General features: G+C 42.8%; 12 protein-coding genes. 10 read left to right on the top strand and 2 right to left on the bottom strand.

The window, feature by feature from the left end:
* Positions 1 to 109: 109 nt before the first annotated feature.
* A complete protein-coding gene (locus G457_RS0108030) occupies positions 110 to 3,133 on the top strand; it encodes a SusC/RagA family TonB-linked outer membrane protein (protein WP_026946011.1) in 3,024 nt (1,007 codons plus the stop codon).
* Positions 3,134 to 3,151: 18 nt separating this feature from the next.
* Positions 3,152 to 4,828, top strand: coding sequence for a RagB/SusD family nutrient uptake outer membrane protein (locus tag G457_RS0108035; RefSeq protein WP_035483415.1), 1,677 nt, complete (start codon positions 3,152 to 3,154; stop codon positions 4,826 to 4,828).
* A gap of 65 nt (positions 4,829 to 4,893) precedes the next feature.
* On the opposite strand, the gene G457_RS0108040 is transcribed toward G457_RS0108035, so the two are convergent.
* Positions 4,894 to 5,916, bottom strand: coding sequence for a LacI family DNA-binding transcriptional regulator (locus G457_RS0108040; RefSeq protein WP_026946013.1), 1,023 nt, complete (start codon positions 5,914 to 5,916; stop codon positions 4,894 to 4,896).
* 152 nt (positions 5,917 to 6,068) lie between these two features.
* Here G457_RS0108040 and uxaC point away from each other — a divergent pair, with 152 nt between their 5' ends.
* From uxaC to G457_RS0108075, 7 genes are all read left to right on the top strand, one after another.
* On the top strand, positions 6,069 to 7,508 hold the full coding sequence (uxaC, locus tag G457_RS0108045; protein ID WP_026946014.1) for a glucuronate isomerase: 1,440 nt from the start codon (positions 6,069 to 6,071) through the stop codon (positions 7,506 to 7,508).
* A 2-nt stretch (positions 7,509 to 7,510) separates the two neighbouring features.
* Positions 7,511 to 8,329, top strand: coding sequence for an SDR family oxidoreductase (locus G457_RS0108050; RefSeq protein WP_035483417.1), 819 nt, complete (start codon positions 7,511 to 7,513; stop codon positions 8,327 to 8,329).
* 30 nt (positions 8,330 to 8,359) lie between these two features.
* Positions 8,360 to 9,535, top strand: a complete 1,176-nt coding sequence (gene uxuA, locus G457_RS0108055) for a mannonate dehydratase (RefSeq protein WP_026946016.1) — start codon at positions 8,360 to 8,362, stop codon at positions 9,533 to 9,535.
* Entirely contained in the window at positions 9,532 to 10,092 is a 561-nt protein-coding gene (locus G457_RS0108060) for a sugar O-acetyltransferase (protein ID WP_026946017.1), read from the top strand. Before uxuA ends, G457_RS0108060 begins: the two co-directional genes overlap by 4 nt.
* A gap of 3 nt (positions 10,093 to 10,095) precedes the next feature.
* A complete protein-coding gene (locus G457_RS0108065; protein ID WP_035483419.1) occupies positions 10,096 to 11,871 on the top strand; it encodes an acyl-CoA dehydrogenase in 1,776 nt (591 codons plus the stop codon).
* Positions 11,872 to 11,939: 68 nt separating this feature from the next.
* Positions 11,940 to 12,872 carry a UDP-glucuronic acid decarboxylase family protein gene (locus G457_RS0108070; protein ID WP_026946019.1) on the top strand — a complete coding sequence of 311 codons (933 nt, stop codon included), beginning with the start codon at positions 11,940 to 11,942 and terminating at the stop codon, positions 12,870 to 12,872.
* Positions 12,873 to 12,973: 101 nt separating this feature from the next.
* The gene (locus G457_RS0108075; RefSeq protein WP_026946020.1) at positions 12,974 to 14,494 is read left to right on the top strand and encodes a M20/M25/M40 family metallo-hydrolase; all 1,521 of its coding nucleotides are present in this window, start codon (positions 12,974 to 12,976) and stop codon (positions 14,492 to 14,494) included.
* Here G457_RS0108075 and G457_RS0108080 read toward each other — a convergent pair whose 3' ends face one another.
* Entirely contained in the window at positions 14,495 to 15,196 is a 702-nt protein-coding gene (locus G457_RS0108080) for an NUDIX hydrolase (RefSeq protein WP_026946021.1), read from the bottom strand. It abuts the gene before it with no gap.
* Positions 15,197 to 15,284: 88 nt separating this feature from the next.
* Between G457_RS0108080 and G457_RS0108085 the strand changes: the two genes are divergently transcribed.
* Positions 15,285 to 16,922, top strand: a complete 1,638-nt coding sequence (locus G457_RS0108085) for a carboxylesterase/lipase family protein (protein ID WP_026946022.1) — start codon at positions 15,285 to 15,287, stop codon at positions 16,920 to 16,922.

The raw sequence follows: 16,922 nt of genomic DNA on the forward strand, positions 1-16,922 counted from the left end.
TGCATTTTCAAGCTATTGATTTTAGCTTGAATTGGGGGTAAATTAAAATCCTTTAGTTAGTAACTCTAACAGAATATCTATCTATCAATTTACTATAACCCAAAACAGTATGCATGTTAAAATTTACAGTCCCTACTTGATGGTGCTGTTACTGCTTTTTTCAGTAACTGTCACCTTGGCTCAAGAAAGCCAAGTGAACGGCACCGTAGTCGACGAAACAGGCACTCCCATACCGGGAGTTTCGGTTTTGCTTCAAGGTACAACCCGTGGCACAACGACGGACCTTGATGGAAAATACACAATAGAAGCTCCTTCCTCAGGAGTGTTGATTTTCTCTTTCATTGGTTATACTCCAGTAGAAGAAACGGTCGGAAATAGAAGTATCATTGATGTCAGACTCGAGCCTGACCTTTCAGACTTGGAGGAAGTCGTGGTCATTGGATATGGTACTCAGAAAAAAAGTCAGCTGACTGGTGCAATCTCTTCTGTAGGAAATAAGGAAATCCAAGAATTACCTATCACCGACGCACGTCAAGCCCTTCAAGGTCGTGCTGCCGGGGTCGATGTGACTCAGGCAGGATCCAAGCCAGGTACTGCACCTCAAGTACGGATTCGGGGAAGGCGATCCTTTAATGCATCCAATGAACCACTTTATGTAATTGATGGAATTCCTACAGTGGGTGGACTGGAAGATATCAACCCCCAAGATATTACATCAATGGAGGTTTTGAAAGATGCATCTGCTACCGCCATCTACGGTTCCAGAGGCGCAAATGGGGTAGTTTTGATCACAACCAAAAGAGGTAGCACCGGGAAAACTGTGGTATCGGTAGACTCCTATTATGGGATCAGTGAGGAACTGGGCCGAATTGAAGTGTTTGATGGGCCCGGTTTTGCAGAATATAAGCGAGAATCTAGAAGAGCTACAGGAAACTATCCAGACGGACCAGCAACACCTGATGCAGATGCTACGCTATTTGAACCAGTGGAACTTGAAAGCATAGCCTTAGGTAGAAGCACGGACTACATCGCAGGTTTGATGCGAACAGGAAGTATTCAAAGTCATCAAGTAAGTGTCAGTGGAGGAAATCAAAAGACAAGCTTCTTCGTCTCCGGAAACTATTTTAGAGATGTGGGAGTGATCAAAAATCAGGACTTTACCAGAGGTACTTTTAGAATAAACCTAGATCATCAAATCAATGATAAGCTAAGAATAGGCACCTCTACCCTAGTAACATACAGCAAACGAAATGGCGAAAACTTCAATCCATTGGGAGGTGCATTACAAGAAAATCCACTGGGTAAGCCCTTTGAGGATGATGGCACCCTTATATTTCTTCCTACCTCAGATGGATTGCGTACCAATCCATTTGCAGAAATCGTCCCCGGTGCTCAAATCGATGAAACCTTTAGAACACGAATTTTCTCCAGTATTTATTTAAATTGGGAAATCACCAAAGGACTTACCTATCGATTCAATTTTGGCCCGGATTACACTGTCAGAAGATCAGGAAGATTCACCGGATCACAGACCAATGCCAGACGGGGTGGAGATGCTACAGCCAGTGTCAGTGATCGATTTAACCTCAATTATACCCTTGAAAATATCCTGACCTACAACAAAAAGTTTGGCACAGATCACAATCTGAATGTCACCTTACTCCAATCGTTTCAGCAGGATCGCTTTGAGCGAAGTGATATAGGTGTACTTGGAATACCTGCTCCATCACAGTTATATCACCGCTTGGGAGATGCTTCCCAAATCACTAGTGCGAACACTGAGCTGATAGAATGGGCACTCCTATCCTATATGGGTAGAGTCAACTATGACTTCAAAGGAAAGTATCTATTGACCGCTACCCTGAGAGCTGATGGAAGTTCTCGATTTGGGCAGAATAACAGATTTGGATACTTCCCATCCATGGCTATAGGCTGGAATATGCATGAGGAGGGTTTTATTAAAAATTCATCTTGGATAGATCAGTTGAAGTTCCGAGTAAGTTATGGTTCTATCGGAAACCAGGCCATTCGACCTTACCAGACTCAAGCCCTACTAGGTAGAACTTCTTATGCTTGGGCAGGCGGAGGATCGGCTGCATTTGGTTACCGTCCCAATACAATCGGAAACCCAGACCTTCGATGGGAAACTTCCACCACATTTAATAGCGGAATTGATTTCGCAATTTTCAAGAATAGAATCTTTGGTGCAATTGAATATTATGTCACCAATACCTCTGACCTCTTGGCTCCGCAGCCACTACCTAATTCAACGGGATTTGGAGGTTTTATCACCAACATCGGAAAAACTCAAAACCGAGGGATAGAGCTAAGTCTATCTACACTCAATATCGAGAAAGGAGATTTCTCTTGGTCTACAGACTTGATTTTCACACGGAATAGAGAAGAAATCCTTGAGCTTCCTAATGGTGACGATATCGCTGCAGGGAGATTCATTGGCAGACCGCTTACCGTATTTTATGATTTGCGAAAAGTAGGAATCTGGCAATTAGATGAAACTGATTTAGCCAACTCCTTTGGAGATCGTCCGGGAGAAATAAAAATTGAGGACTTCAATGGAGATGGAAGAATCAATGCCAATGACCGTCAATTTCTAGGTTCGGCTGTTCCAGATTTCTCTATGGGGATGACTAACCGCTTCACCTTTAAAGATTTTGATTTCTCCTTCTTTATCTTCGGAAGATTTGGCTCTCTCATTCGCTCAGCCTTCCATGATAATTTCAATACCCTCTTTGGCAGATACAACAACTTGGCTGTAGATTATTGGACACCAACCAATCCAACCAATCTATACCCAAGACCCAATCAAAACCAAGAGCGACCAAAGTACAACACTTCCATGTCCTACTTTGACGGTACATTCATCAAAGTTAGAAATATCAACTTTGGCTACACTTTGAACGAAGGCGCATTGAAGAAGATCGGATTCAACAGTCTTCGAATCTTCTCCAGTATTCAGAATCCATTCATTTTCTCAGAATACCGAAGCGTACATAAGGGAATCGACCCTGAGACCTTTATCGATGGTGAACAAGGTGTCGAAGGTGGTGTGGTTAATGCCAATATCGCGCCTCCTGTAGTTCAGTTTACATTCGGTATCAACGCCAAGTTTTAATCAACAATTAAGAATATTATGGAAACTTTGAACATAAAAAATATATTTAAAAGGGCTGCTTCATATAGTCTGATCAGTGCTTCCCTGCTTTTGGCGAGTTCTTGCGAAAATGCTTTGCAGGAGGATGTTATATCTCAAATTGGAACTGAATATCTAAACACTCCAAAGGGAATAGAGGATGCAGTGAATGCGGCTTACAGTACGATGAGAGTATGGTATGGTACTGAGAGGGGGAATAACTTGACCGAGTTTGGAACAGATATCTATACCAATGGTGCTGATGGTTCTTGGAAATTTATGAACACCTACACTAATCAATTCGATACACAAAACGGTCATGTCCGGGAATTGTGGGATGAGCTTTACAGGGGAATCAATACTGCCAATTCAGTAATTGACCGTGCTCCTGAAGTGAGTGGACTGAATGAGGGGGTCCGTAGCCAGCGAATCGCAGAAGCGAAATTTATTCGAGCACATCATTACTTCCTTTTGGTTCAATTATTTGGTCCGGTAGAACTTCGAATGAACGAGACTGCCATTCCTACCAATGAGGTAAGCAGAACCCCGGAATCGGAGATTTATGCTGCTATCATTCAGGATTTGGAAGAAGCCATTCCCAATCTGGAAGATAAAAGCGCCTCTAGTGATTATGGAAGAGCCACCAAATATGCCGCAGAGCACCTATTGGGAAGAGTATATGTGACTAAAGCCACTTCGTCTTCCGCAGCCGGAGACGATTATTCCAAAGCTGAAAATCTATTCAAAGACGTCATCAATAATTCTGGTCTAAGGCTCCTGGATGACTTTGCTGAGGTTCATGCTTTTGGAAATGAGATCAATGATGAAATCATTTGGTCTGTTCAGTATACTCGAAGTCCCCTCACCAATGGTGGAGGAAATAATGCTCACGTCTTTTTCTTGATGGAATATGATACCCAGCCAGGAATGATTCGAGATACAGAAAATGGCCGCCCATTTAAAAGATACCGTCCTACTGTATATGCCTTGGAAACTGTATTCCAAAACCGTGAAAATGACAGCCGGTACAAAAAATCCTTCAAGGATACCTACCTCTCTAACCGACCGGGAACTTACAACACCACTTTTGATCAGACAAAAAGTAGTTTAACATTTGCTCGAGGTGATACGACCATGTTCCTCCCAGGATTTGAGATGTCCGAGGAAGAAATGGCAAAAAGACCATATCAGGTATTGGTTCCTAGCCGCTATGACGAGAAACTCTTTCCAGCACTCACCAAGCATCTCGATCCAGGAAGAGTAGACCGTACGCAGTTTCAAGGGGGAAGAAATTATTTGGCGATGAGGCTTGCGGACACCTACCTCCTACTTGCTGAAGCGCAGTTCCGTCAAGGAAAAATTGCTGAAGCAACAGAGACCATCAATTTCGTCAGAAGAAGGGCTGCCTGGCCTGGGAGAGAAGCAGAAATGGAAATCACTCCGGACCAATTCACCTTTGAGTTTCTGATGGAGGAAAGAGCAAGAGAGCTTACAGGTGAACAAACTCGATGGTTGGATCTTAAAAGATGGGGCAACCTTGTCGAAAGAGTCCGACTCTTTAACCCTCAAGGAGCTCCAAATATTCAGGACTTTCATGTGTTAAGACCAATTCCTCAAAACCAGATAGATCGGGCTCAGGGAGGGGAATCAGCCTTCCCACAAAACCCCGGGTACTAAGACCTAAAAAAGAAAAACCGCAATCAAGAGTTTGATTGCGGTTTTTTTATTTATCAATCTTCAGCTTACCTAACCATCGTCGACTCACGAATCTGAATTTGGCTGGGGATGACAATGATCTGATCTAAAAAATCAGGTTGTCTCGGACGGGTCAGTTTCTTGATCAAAAGCTTGGCACATTCCTGACCGATCGTCTCTGCAGGCTGGGTGATAGTGGTCAGAGATGGATTTAAAATTCCAGCGATACTCATATTTGAAAATGTTATGATTTTCAGGTCATAAGGGATTTTCAAATTGGTTTTTCTGACGGCCTGATAGGTGGAGATAGCCAATTTTTCAACAGAGGAGATAATTCCATCAGGGCGGTTCTCAGATTGCAATAATTTTAATATCAACTCAGTATTATCTTCATCGCTGTGCTTGCAGTAAAGGCTGAATGTGGGTTCGGGTGTAAGGTTAGCCATTTTCAAGGCATCGGAATACCCCCTGTAGCGCTCTTTTGTAATTGAAAGATCTTTGGATAATGTCAGAAAGGCTATTTTCTTACAGCCCTGCTGGATTAAATGATTGGTGCCTTTATAGGCGCTTTCATAGTCATTCGTGATGAATTTAGTAGTAGGTATTTCCCCACATATTCGATCAAAGAAGACCAAAGGCAGCCCCCGTTCGTGGATCTTGCGAAGATGCGAGATATCACTTGTCTGACTCGTCACAGACATGACTATTGCATCAGCCCGGCCATTTTGTAAAAGTGAAAGGATTTTCTTTTCTTTTTCAACATCTTCGTGCGTGTTGTACACCAAGAGATGATATCCATGCTCTTGCGCAATCTCTTCAATACCATCAATTACCTTAGCAAAAAAGTTATTGATTCGCTCAGGAATCACCACGGCAATGGTTCGGCTCTTATTTGCGCGTAAACTTCTGGCAAAAGGGTTAGGCTGATAATTTAACTTCTCGGCCATGCTGATAACCTTTTGCTTGGTAGCCTCAGAGATTTCATAGCTGTCATTCAGGGCACGCGATACGGTCGAAGGCGCAAGATTCAGAGCTGCAGCAAGCTCTTTGATGCTAATTCCGGAATTCATGGTCTAGGTATTTTGGGTTGATCTAAATTTAGAAATTCTTAAGTGAACTTCTCTTCAGATCCCTCCCAAAATACGAAAACGTTTGCGTAGTTTGATTATCAAAAGCGCCTTTAACCCAATAAATTAGAATCATCTTTTATTTAGAATTTAATATGAGCCAGGCATTCACTATCGACAAGTTCATCAATGAACATTTTCTTCTCCACAATGAATTTGCCCAACGACTATATCATCAATTTGCTGCTAATCAGCCAATCATAGATTATCACAATCACCTTCCCCCCGCTGAAATCCAAGCAAATCGGCAATTTGAAAACCTGAGTCAAATCTGGCTTGCCGGAGATCACTATAAATGGCGTGCCATGCGTACGCTCGGTATTAATGAATACTATATCACTGGAAATGCCTCGGATTGGGAAAAATTTGAAAAATGGGCTTTCACAGTACCTTACACAGCCAGGAATCCATTGTATCATTGGACGCATCTGGAATTGCAGCGCTACTTCGGAGTGGAGGAATTATTATCACAAGAGAATGCAAAATCAGTCTATGAGACTTGTAATGAGCAACTTGCTCAACCTGGATTTTCAACCCAAGGACTGCTATCCAAGATGAATGTAGAGGTGATTTGTACGACCGATGACCCTACGGACACCCTAGAATCCCACAGACAGTTTTCACTGTCCGATTCTTCCCTTCAGATGTATCCAGCTTTCAGGCCTGACAAAGCCTATTCTGTAGAAAATCCTTCAATTTACAATACTTACCTTGAGAAGCTGGAGAAGCAAGCGGGATTAAAAATTCAGTCCTACGAAGACCTTCTAGCTGCACTTCAAAACAGAATTGACTTTTTCCACGCAAATGGATGTCGGCTTTCTGACCATGGACTGGAACAATTGGTCTTCTTTCCCACAGAAAGATTTAACATTGAAAAGCTGTTTCAAAGCATTCGTTCAGGTCAAAGCATTCAGGCCGAAGAAATCCAATATTTCAAATTCAAAACGCTTCAGGCTCTTTGTAAAATGTATCATTCAAAAGGCTGGGTACAGCAGTTTCATCTTGGAGCTTTAAGAAATACGAACACCCGTCAATTAAGTACGCTAGGGCCCGATACTGGCTTTGATTCGATTGGGGATTTTGAGCAGGCAAAAACTCTGGCAGGATTCTTAAATTCCCTTGACGAGACAGACCAACTCTCGAAAACCATCCTTTATAATCTCAATCCAAGAGACAATGAAGTCTTTGCTACCATGACGGGAAATTTCAACGATGGAAAGATTAAAGGGAAATTGCAATTTGGCTCCGGTTGGTGGTATCTAGATCAGATTGACGGGATGGAAAAACAACTCAATACGCTTTCGAACATGAGTCTCCTCTCCTGCTTTATCGGTATGTTGACAGATTCTAGAAGTTTTCTCTCTTTTCCCAGACATGAATATTTCAGGAGAATTCTGTGTAACCTCATCGGAACTGATGTAGAAAAAGGTCTTCTTCCGGCAGATGAAGCTTGGTTGGGAAAAATTGTAGCGGATATCAGCTATCACAATGCTAAAAATTACTTTGATTTTTCACCGGATAATTTTCAAGTTTAGGTATGACAAAAAACCTATTTGACCTAGCAGGAAAGAAAATCGCCTTTTCGGGAGCTACTGGAGTCCTGGGAAAAAGCATGAGCCTCCACCTAGCAAACCAAGGTGCAGAAGTCTTGATCTTGGGAAGAAATCCTGAAAAAACAGAAGCACTCGTCAAGGAAATCGAAAATAACGGAGGGAAAGCAAAGGCCTACACCTGTAATGTCATGGATTGGGAAAGTGTCGAAAGTGCTGCGAAAGAGATTGAGAATGAGTATGAGTCCTTGGATATTCTCATCAATGCCGCTGGAGGAAATATGCCTGGAGCAGTAGTAACACCAGATCAGAACTTCTTAGACCTAGACCTTCCTTCCCTTCGAAAGGTAATGGATCTCAACTACTTGGGGACAGTACTCCCTATCAAAGCTCTCCTTCCATTAATGCTCAAAAATAACAGAGGCAACATATTGAATATCAGCTCCATGGCAGCTTCTCGCCCGATGACCCGTGTCATGGGCTATGCTTCAGCAAAGGCTGCAATTAACAACTTAACCAAATGGCTATCAGTAGAATTAGCAACTAAGCATGGCCCCCAGTTTCGGGTGAATGCCATTGCACCGGGTTTTTTCCTAACAGAACAAAACAGCACGCTTCTGACTGAAAAGGATGGGTCTTTGACTAGCCGGGGCAATCAAATTATCACTCACACTCCGATGAATCGGTTTGGTGAACCGGATGATTTGTTAGGCACCTTGCAATGGCTTTGTTCGGATGCATCTGCATTTGTGACCGGCACCATTGTACCAGTTGATGGTGGATTTAGTGCTTACTCGGGAGTGTAAACTCAATCTTAAACCCAAAACAATCAAACTATGATTCCTAGAATGGAACAAACCATGCGATGGTATGGTCCGAATGACCCTGTAAGCCTTCGCGATATTAGACAGGCCGGAGCAACTGGCATTGTCACGGCTCTCCATCACATTCCAAACGGAGAAGTTTGGTCGATTGAGGAAATCAAGAAGCGAAAAAGAATCATTGAGGATGCAGGCTTGACTTGGTCAGTAGTCGAATCCGTGCCTGTGCATGAACGGATTAAAACCCGAACTGAAAATTATCTCCAGTTGGTCGAGAATTACCAGCAGACGCTGCGAAATTTGGCATCAGAGGGGATTTACACGGTTTGCTACAACTTCATGCCAATCCTGGATTGGACTCGCACGGAGCTTTACAAAGAGCTACCAAATGGTGCAAAGGCTTTATACTATGAAAAAAAGGCAGTTCAAGCATTTGATCTTTTTATCCTAGAGCGGAAGGAAGCCTTCAATGAATATTCAGCAGCAGAAATTGAAGAGCTGAAGCAATATTATCAATCCCTTTCCCCGGAAAAGCATCAGCTTATCATTGATAATATTCTAAAAGGTCTGCCAGGTTCAGAGATTGGCTATACCTTGGATGAATTTAGAGACATGCTGAAGACCTATGATGGAATTGATGAGAAAAAACTTCAGGAGCATTTACGATTGTTTTTGGACGCAATTGTCCCTGTAGCTGAGGAAGTGGGAATATACCTGACGATTCATCCCGATGACCCTCCATTCAGCCTATATGGACTCCCACGGATAGTTTCCACAGCCGCTGATGCCCGGAGGATTGTCAAAGACAACCCAAGTCCACATAATGGCTTTTGTTTTTGCACGGGTAGCTATGGTGTGCGACCTGACAATGATTTGATTGCGATGATCCGTGAATTTGGCGATCATATCAATTTTATTCATTTGCGAAGTACCAAACGCGATGCAGAGGGAAACTTCATGGAAGACAATCATCTCACCGGGGATGTACCCATGGCCGCAGTCGTAGACGAACTCCTACAAGTACAAGAAAAAAGACAAAAGAGCATCCCCATGCGACCGGATCACGGTCATCAGATGCTCGATGATTTGGAAAAAAAGACTAATCCAGGCTATTCTGCAATTGGAAGATTGAAAGGTTTGGCTGAAATTAGGGGATTAGAGGAAGCTCTGATTTACCAAAAAAGCAAATGACTGAAAAAGAAAAAATGATCGCCGGCCAACTCTACCAAGCCGGCGATCCTGATTTAGAGGCGGAAAGACTACATGCACGAAAACTTTTAAAAGAATTCAACGATTCAGACCCTGAGAATAAGGACAAGCGCCAAAAGCTACTTGAAAATCTGCTTGGTGAGATTGGAGAAGGACTTTGGATTGAGCCTCCATTTTTTTGCGATTATGGGTATAATATCAAAGTTGGAAATCAGGTCTTTTTCAATTTCAATTGTGTGATCCTAGACGTGGTTCCCGTAGTCTTCGGAGATCGTGTCCTCGTAGGTCCCAATGTTCAATTTTACCCGGCTACCCATCCTTTGGATGCCAAAACCAGAGGCGAACTTTGGGAATATGGAACAGAAATCCATGTCGGTTCGGATGTCTGGATTGGAGGAGGGAGTATCATTTGCCCTGGCGTAAAAATTGGTGATCGTGCGGTAGTCGCTGCAGGAGCCGTAGTGACCAAGGATGTAGCCCCCGATACCCTCGTAGGAGGAAATCCAGCAAGAATCATCAAGGAATTAAAACAAGATTAAATCATGGCAGACTTTTACTCAAAAAAAGACCTAAACTTTCAGCTTTTTGATCACTTGCAGGTAGAGAACCTGAGCCAGCTAGCTTACTTCCAAGACCACAGCAAGGAGACCTTTGAAATGATTCTGGATGCCGCTGACCAAATCGCCTCCAAATCACTTCGGCCATTACTGACGGAGATGGATCGTCAAGAGCCACAGCTTGAAAATGGATCCATTAAAATACACCCCGGAATGAGACCGATCCTGAAACAATTTGGTCAAGATGGATGGATCAATGCGACTTTCAGCTATGAAGAAGGTGGACAACAACTTCCTTGGACCCTTCATCTGGCTGCTGGGTATATTTTGCAAGCCGCCAATTATTCCGCTTCTGTTTTCCCATTCTTAACCACAGGAGCGGCCAATTTGATTCGCACTTTTGGATCAAGTGCTTTAGTAGAACGCTTCACCCCAAAGATGTACGCCGGAGAGTGGCAAGGCACAATGGCCTTGACTGAGCCAGACGCGGGTAGTTCACTTTCTGATATTTCCACTACCGCCTACCCTACCGAGAACCCAGGAGAGTATCGGATTAAAGGTCAGAAAATCTACATTTCCTGCGGTGATCATGACGCCTGCGAAAACATCATTCATCTAATGCTAGCGAGAGTAGAAGGTGCTCCTGCCGGCACTAAAGGGATTTCTTTGTTTGTGGTACCCAAGTTCATTCCAGAAACAGGTGAATCAAATGATGTGCTCACCGAAGGTCTTTACCACAAAATGGGCTACAAAGGTGCACCGATTGCCCATCTCATGATCGGGTCCAATGAAAAGACCATCGGTTATTTGGTTGGGGAGGAAAATATGGGACTCAAGTATATGTTCCAAATGATGAATGAGGCAAGAATAGGCGTTGGGATGAACGCAGTGGCAATTGCTCAAGCTGCTTATCAAGCTTCTTTGGCCTATGCAAAGGAGCGTCCACAAGGAAGAAAAATCACAGAAAAAGATCTCTCCAAACCTCAAGTTCCGATCATTGAGCATGCCGACGTGAAGCGGATGCTTTTATTCCAAAAGAGCATTTCGGAAGGTTCTTTGGCACTCTTGCTATATGCATCTAGACTGATGGACGAAACGATCCACGAACCTATTCCAGATCGAAAAAAGGAAAAGCATTTGCTCCTAGAATTGCTAACCCCTATCGCAAAAAGCTACCCTTCCGAAATGGGGGTTTTAAGTACTTCAGCAGCAGTGCAGGTACTGGGAGGGGCAGGGTATACACAAGACTTTCCGGTGGAACAATATTACCGAGAGGCTCGAATCCACCCCATTCATGAGGGTACGACAGGTATTCATGGATTGGATCTTTTGGGAAGAAAAATTTTCCTTGAAGATGGGTTAGGTTGGAAAATGCTATACCAGGCCATCGAAAAAGACATCAAATCCTACCAAGGCCCTGAAGATATCTTGTTACTCTTTGATCAGTCTTGGAAAAAATCACAGGATACTGCCGGGACAATACTGCAAAAAGCCCAGGAAGGACCAGAGATTTTTCTGGCAGATGCAAGTCTCTTTTTGGAGCTTTGTGGAGTATTGTGTGTAGGATGGATGTGGCTGAGACAGACTCATGTCGCAAGTCAAATGATAGATAAAGAAAATGCTGATACTGCATTTCTACATGGTAAAATAGAGACGGCTCGCTATTTCATGGAATATGAACTACCAAAAATCCATTCCATCGCCAAGCGGCTTCATTCCAGTGCATACCCTACCGTAAACATGCGTTCCTATTGGTTTTGATTGAATTTTGGATTTCTCTCATAGACTTTAGAAACAATTCTTTATTTTCACCCAAATTTTGAATATAAATGAAACGAGTTTTAGTAAGTGGTGGTGGAGGATTTCTCGGTAGCCACCTTTGTGAGCGTTTGCTCAAAGAAGGAAATGAGGTGTTGTGCGTTGACAATTTTTTCACCGGAAACAGAAGAAATATCCATCACCTCCTCGATGATAAAAATTTTGAACTTCTTAGACATGATGTCACTCACCCGCTCTATGTAGAGGTTGATGAAATTTACAATTTGGCATGTCCTGCTTCTCCCATTCATTATCAATTTGATCCGGTACAGACTACCAAAACATCTGTGATTGGAGCGATGAATATGCTTGGATTAGCAAAAAGATTGAAAATCAAAATCTTACAAGCTTCAACCTCTGAGGTTTACGGAGATCCAGAAGTTCACCCACAACCAGAGTCTTACAGAGGGAATGTTAACACGCTTGGACCACGAGCTTGCTACGATGAAGGAAAACGATGTGCGGAGACACTATTTTTTGACTATCACCGCCAGCATGGAGTCGATATCAAGGTCATGCGTATTTTCAATACCTACGGACCAAGAATGCATCCGAATGACGGACGAGTAGTCAGTAATTTCATCGTACAGGCATTGAAAGGTCAGGATATAACCATCTACGGAGATGGAAAGCAAACTCGTTCATTTTGCTATGTGGATGATAATATCGAAGGGATGTATCGTCTGATGAATTCGAGAGATGGATTCACAGGTCCTGTGAATATTGGAAACCCTGGAGAATTCACGATGCTAGAGTTGGCAAATTTGGTACTGGAACTTACAGAAAGCAAAAGTAAGCTAGTCTTTATGCCTCTTCCCCAAGACGATCCCATGCAACGAAAGCCGGTCATTGAACTAGCTAAAAAAGAACTGGGATGGGAACCAACCGTACCACTCAGAGAAGGACTCGTAAAAACCATTGATTATTTCAGACAGATCATTTGACACTTTCAAAATCCCGCTTTTAATGGCGGGATTTTTTTTGATTTAGCGGCAAGATTTGATCCTAATCAGACAATCTTTATTTTTCAAAAAAATATCACCCCATGCAAAGACTATTTACGCTAATATTTCTTTTTGTTTGTGCTCAAAGCTTCGGACAATCACCTCAGCAATCTCAACTGGAATCATGGACAGAAGAGTATTGGCAACACGGTTTGAATTTGCTCACTGAAATAGTAAAAATGCCCAATGATGCAGTCTATACGGAGCAAATCGAAACAAATATTCAATGGTGTGAAAAGCAATTTGAAGCAAGAGATTGGTCCTATGAGCGGCTTTCAACGGGAGGAATCCCAATTCTTTTAGCTCAAAAAATAAATCCCAACGCAAATACTACCATCCTTTTTTATTTTCACATTGATGGACAAGCAGTAGACAGAAGCCAATGGGATCAACCGGATCCTTATATCCCGGTCTTAAAGGAAAAAGACGAAAGTGGTTATTGGAAAACGATAGATTTTCAAAGACTGCAATCGGAATACAATCCAGATTGGAGAGTTTTTGCTCGATCCACTTCAGATGACAAGGGACCTTTTGCTATGTTTTTGACAGCATGGGATGTTTTGAGAGAAAAAGAAAACTTACCCGATTATTCTGTCAAAGTGATTTTGGACTTTGAAGAAGAGCAAGGATCGCCAAATCTTCCGGATGCTGTCCTGAAATACAAAGACAAGCTTGCTGCCGATCTAATGTTAATCATGGATGGTCCTAGACATAGCTCAAATCTTCCCACTTTAACTTTTGGGGCGAGAGGAATAGCCCAGATGACCTTGACAACATTCGGCCCGAAATTACCTCAACATAGCGGTCATTATGGAAACTATGCTCCCAACCCTGCCCTTCTACTTTCTCAATTATTGGCAAGTATGAAGGATGAGGATGGATGGGTCAGTATTCCAGGATATTATGATGGCATTGAACTGAGCGAACAAGAAAAAGTAATCCTTGCGGCAGTTCCTGATAATGATGAAGCGATTCAAAAGCGCCTAGGAATTGGAAGAACTGATCAAGTAGGAAATACTTATCAGGAAAGTATTCAGTATCCATCCCTTAATATTAGAGGGATGCGATCTGCTTGGGTAGGCCCTGAAGCTAGAACTATCGTCCCTGCTACTGCATTAGCTGAAGTTGACATACGCTTAGTTCCAGAGTCAGACCCAGAGCGACTTTTTTCACTGATTCGCAAGCATATAGAAGATCAAGGTTTTCACATTGTAGAAAGTGATCCAAGCGATGAAGAAAGACTTAAGTATCCAAAAATTGTGAAGCTTGAAAGTAAGATTTCCTATCAAGCATTTCGAACTCCTCTAGATTCCTATGCCGGCGATTGGCTGCGATCGGCTATGAATAGAGCCTTTGGTCAGGAACCCATTCAGATCCGAATATCGGGAGGAAGTATTCCGATTTCACCATTCGTTGATGCCTTGAAGATTCCTGCTGTTACTATTCCCACCGTCAATGCAGACAATAATCAGCACAGCCCAAACGAGAATATTAGACTGGGGAATTACCGTGAAGGGATTCAGACGATTTTGAGTGTTTTGACTGAGCCCAGCAATAAATAACTACTTGAGAAAGCTATACAAGTATGGAGCTTTATGAGACCCTCCGGAATATAGCTTCTCGTGACGCTCCAGAATCCCTAAACTCAGCATCTTGCGTTGGAAATTAGCTCGATTGAGATTTTCTCCCAGGATAGCTTCATAGACTTGCTGAAGCTCTTTCATAGTGAATCTTTCAGGTAATAGATTGACTGAAAGCAGTTTTTGATCCAAATGTGTGCGGAGGTGCTCCAAAGCTTTCTGGACAATAAAATTATGGTCAAAAAGAAGATCAGGAACTGAATCTACATCATACCAACTGATCGAATCAGAAAGTGCGTCAGGTCTTGGTTCTACTTTCTCATAGTCAATCAAAGCGTAGTAACCCACCGAAACAAAGCGCTCAAAAAGCCAATGATCTTCCGGCACTACTTTTTCCTGCGACGCCATGATTTTCCGCATGACCTCCGGCTTATTTCGCTCCAGAGATCCAAATGTGTAAAACTGCTCTAGGTAAATATCCTGGAGGCTAGTTCTTTCTCGCAAACCGCGCTTGACTGCTTCATCTAGTGGTTCATGAATTTTGACAAAGCCTCCCGGTAGGGCCAACCATCCTGTTTTGTGGTATTCAATCAAAAGTATTTTTAGCTTTTCACCTGAAAACCCAAAAATGACAGAATCATATGCTAAATGAGGAATATATTCCTCTCTTTTCAAAGTTGACATTCTTTGCTGAAAATTTATTCAAATAAATAGGATTTCAGTCAATTTCCAATTACTATTGTTTCAATCAGATACATTAAAACCAGAACTAATGAGGAAAGGCTGGATCACTTCACTCATTTTTATTTCATTGATGATTGGGTCAAAACAGATTTTAGCACAAGATAACTTTTCATTCCCAGTAAGAACTACCATTGCTACTGGAATCATCGAAGGCAAGTACAATACAAAAACCGAAATTGAAAAATATTTAGGGATTCCTTATGGACAGCCTCCTGTGGGCGAACTTCGATGGAAAGCTCCTCTTCCTGCCAAACCTTGGAACGGAGTTAAGGAAACAAAGAAATTTGGTCCTAGAGCAGTCCAAGCTCCTGTTTTTGGAGATATGAACTTCCGCTCGGATGGAATCAGCGAAGATTGCCTGTATCTAAACGTGTGGAGTCCATCTACAGAGACTGAAGAGAATCTTCCCGTATTGGTTTATTTCTACGGAGGAGGATTCGTAGCAGGAGATGGAAGCGAGCCTCGATACGATGGAGAAAGTATGGCACAAAAAGGAATAGTGGTAGTGACAGTAAACTATCGTTTGGAACTTTTTGGTTTTTTTGCCCATCCCGAATTATCAGCGGAAAGTTCTTATAAAGGCTCCGGAAACTACGGGCTTCTAGACCAGAATTTAGCTCTGAAATGGGTAAATGAAAATATTGAAGCTTTTGGTGGTGATCCTTCCCGAGTGACCATAGCTGGCGAATCAGCTGGATCGATCTCCGTAAGTTACCAAATGGCATCTCCCCTATCCAAAGATTTAATTGCTGGAGCTATCGGGGAAAGCGGTGCCGGAATCAAGCCCACACTTCCTCCAGTTTCCTTATCAGAAGCGGAGAAAACCGGGAAAGAGTTTGCTGAAAATGCGGGTGCTTACTCGCTGGCCGAACTCAGAGCAATGTCTACGAAAGAGCTTTACGAAATCTATCAAGAGTCTGAAAGATTTGGGTTTCCGGTTGTCATCGACGGTTACTTTCTACCCAAAACATTACCTGAAATCTTTAAGGCTCAAGAACAAGCACAAGTTCCATTATTGGCTGGGTGGAATTCCGCTGAAATTCCAGGGGTGGCTTTTATGCAAGGAAAGCCTTACACCCAAGAAGCATTCATCGAAAGAGTGAAAGCATCCTTTCCAAATGATTGGGAGGAGGTCCTTCAATTGTATCCTCATCAAACACCAGAGGAGGTCGAACGCTCAGCTACGGATTTAGCCTCTGATCAATTCATCACTTATAGCACTTGGAAATGGCTCGATCTCCACGCCAAAAATTCCAACCAAGCGGTCTATCGATACCTTTATAGCAAACTTAGACCCGAACTTAGAAACCCAGACCTAATACCAGGATTAGCAGGTGGTACCATGGAGCGAGAAGGTCAAGAACCACCCAAGGCAATAGGAGCTCCTCACGCCTGCGAAATAGAATATGCTATGGGCAATCTCCACTTGGTTGAGGACTATGCTTGGGAGGCAGAGGACTATCAGGTTTCAGAACTCTTTCAAAATTACTTTGCAAACTTCATCAAATCCGGAAACCCAAACGGTGATTCATTACCAGAATGGTCAAAAATGACAGCTAATGAGACTGATCCGGCCTTTATAAACATCAACGTGCAAACAAAAATAGAGCGCTCTGAGGTCGAAAAAAGGTATCAATTTCATGACCGCTTCTACGGAAATCAGTAG

Source organism: Algoriphagus marincola DSM 16067, from assembly GCF_000429405.1.
Taxonomy (GTDB): Bacteria; Bacteroidota; Bacteroidia; order Cytophagales; family Cyclobacteriaceae; genus Algoriphagus; species Algoriphagus marincola.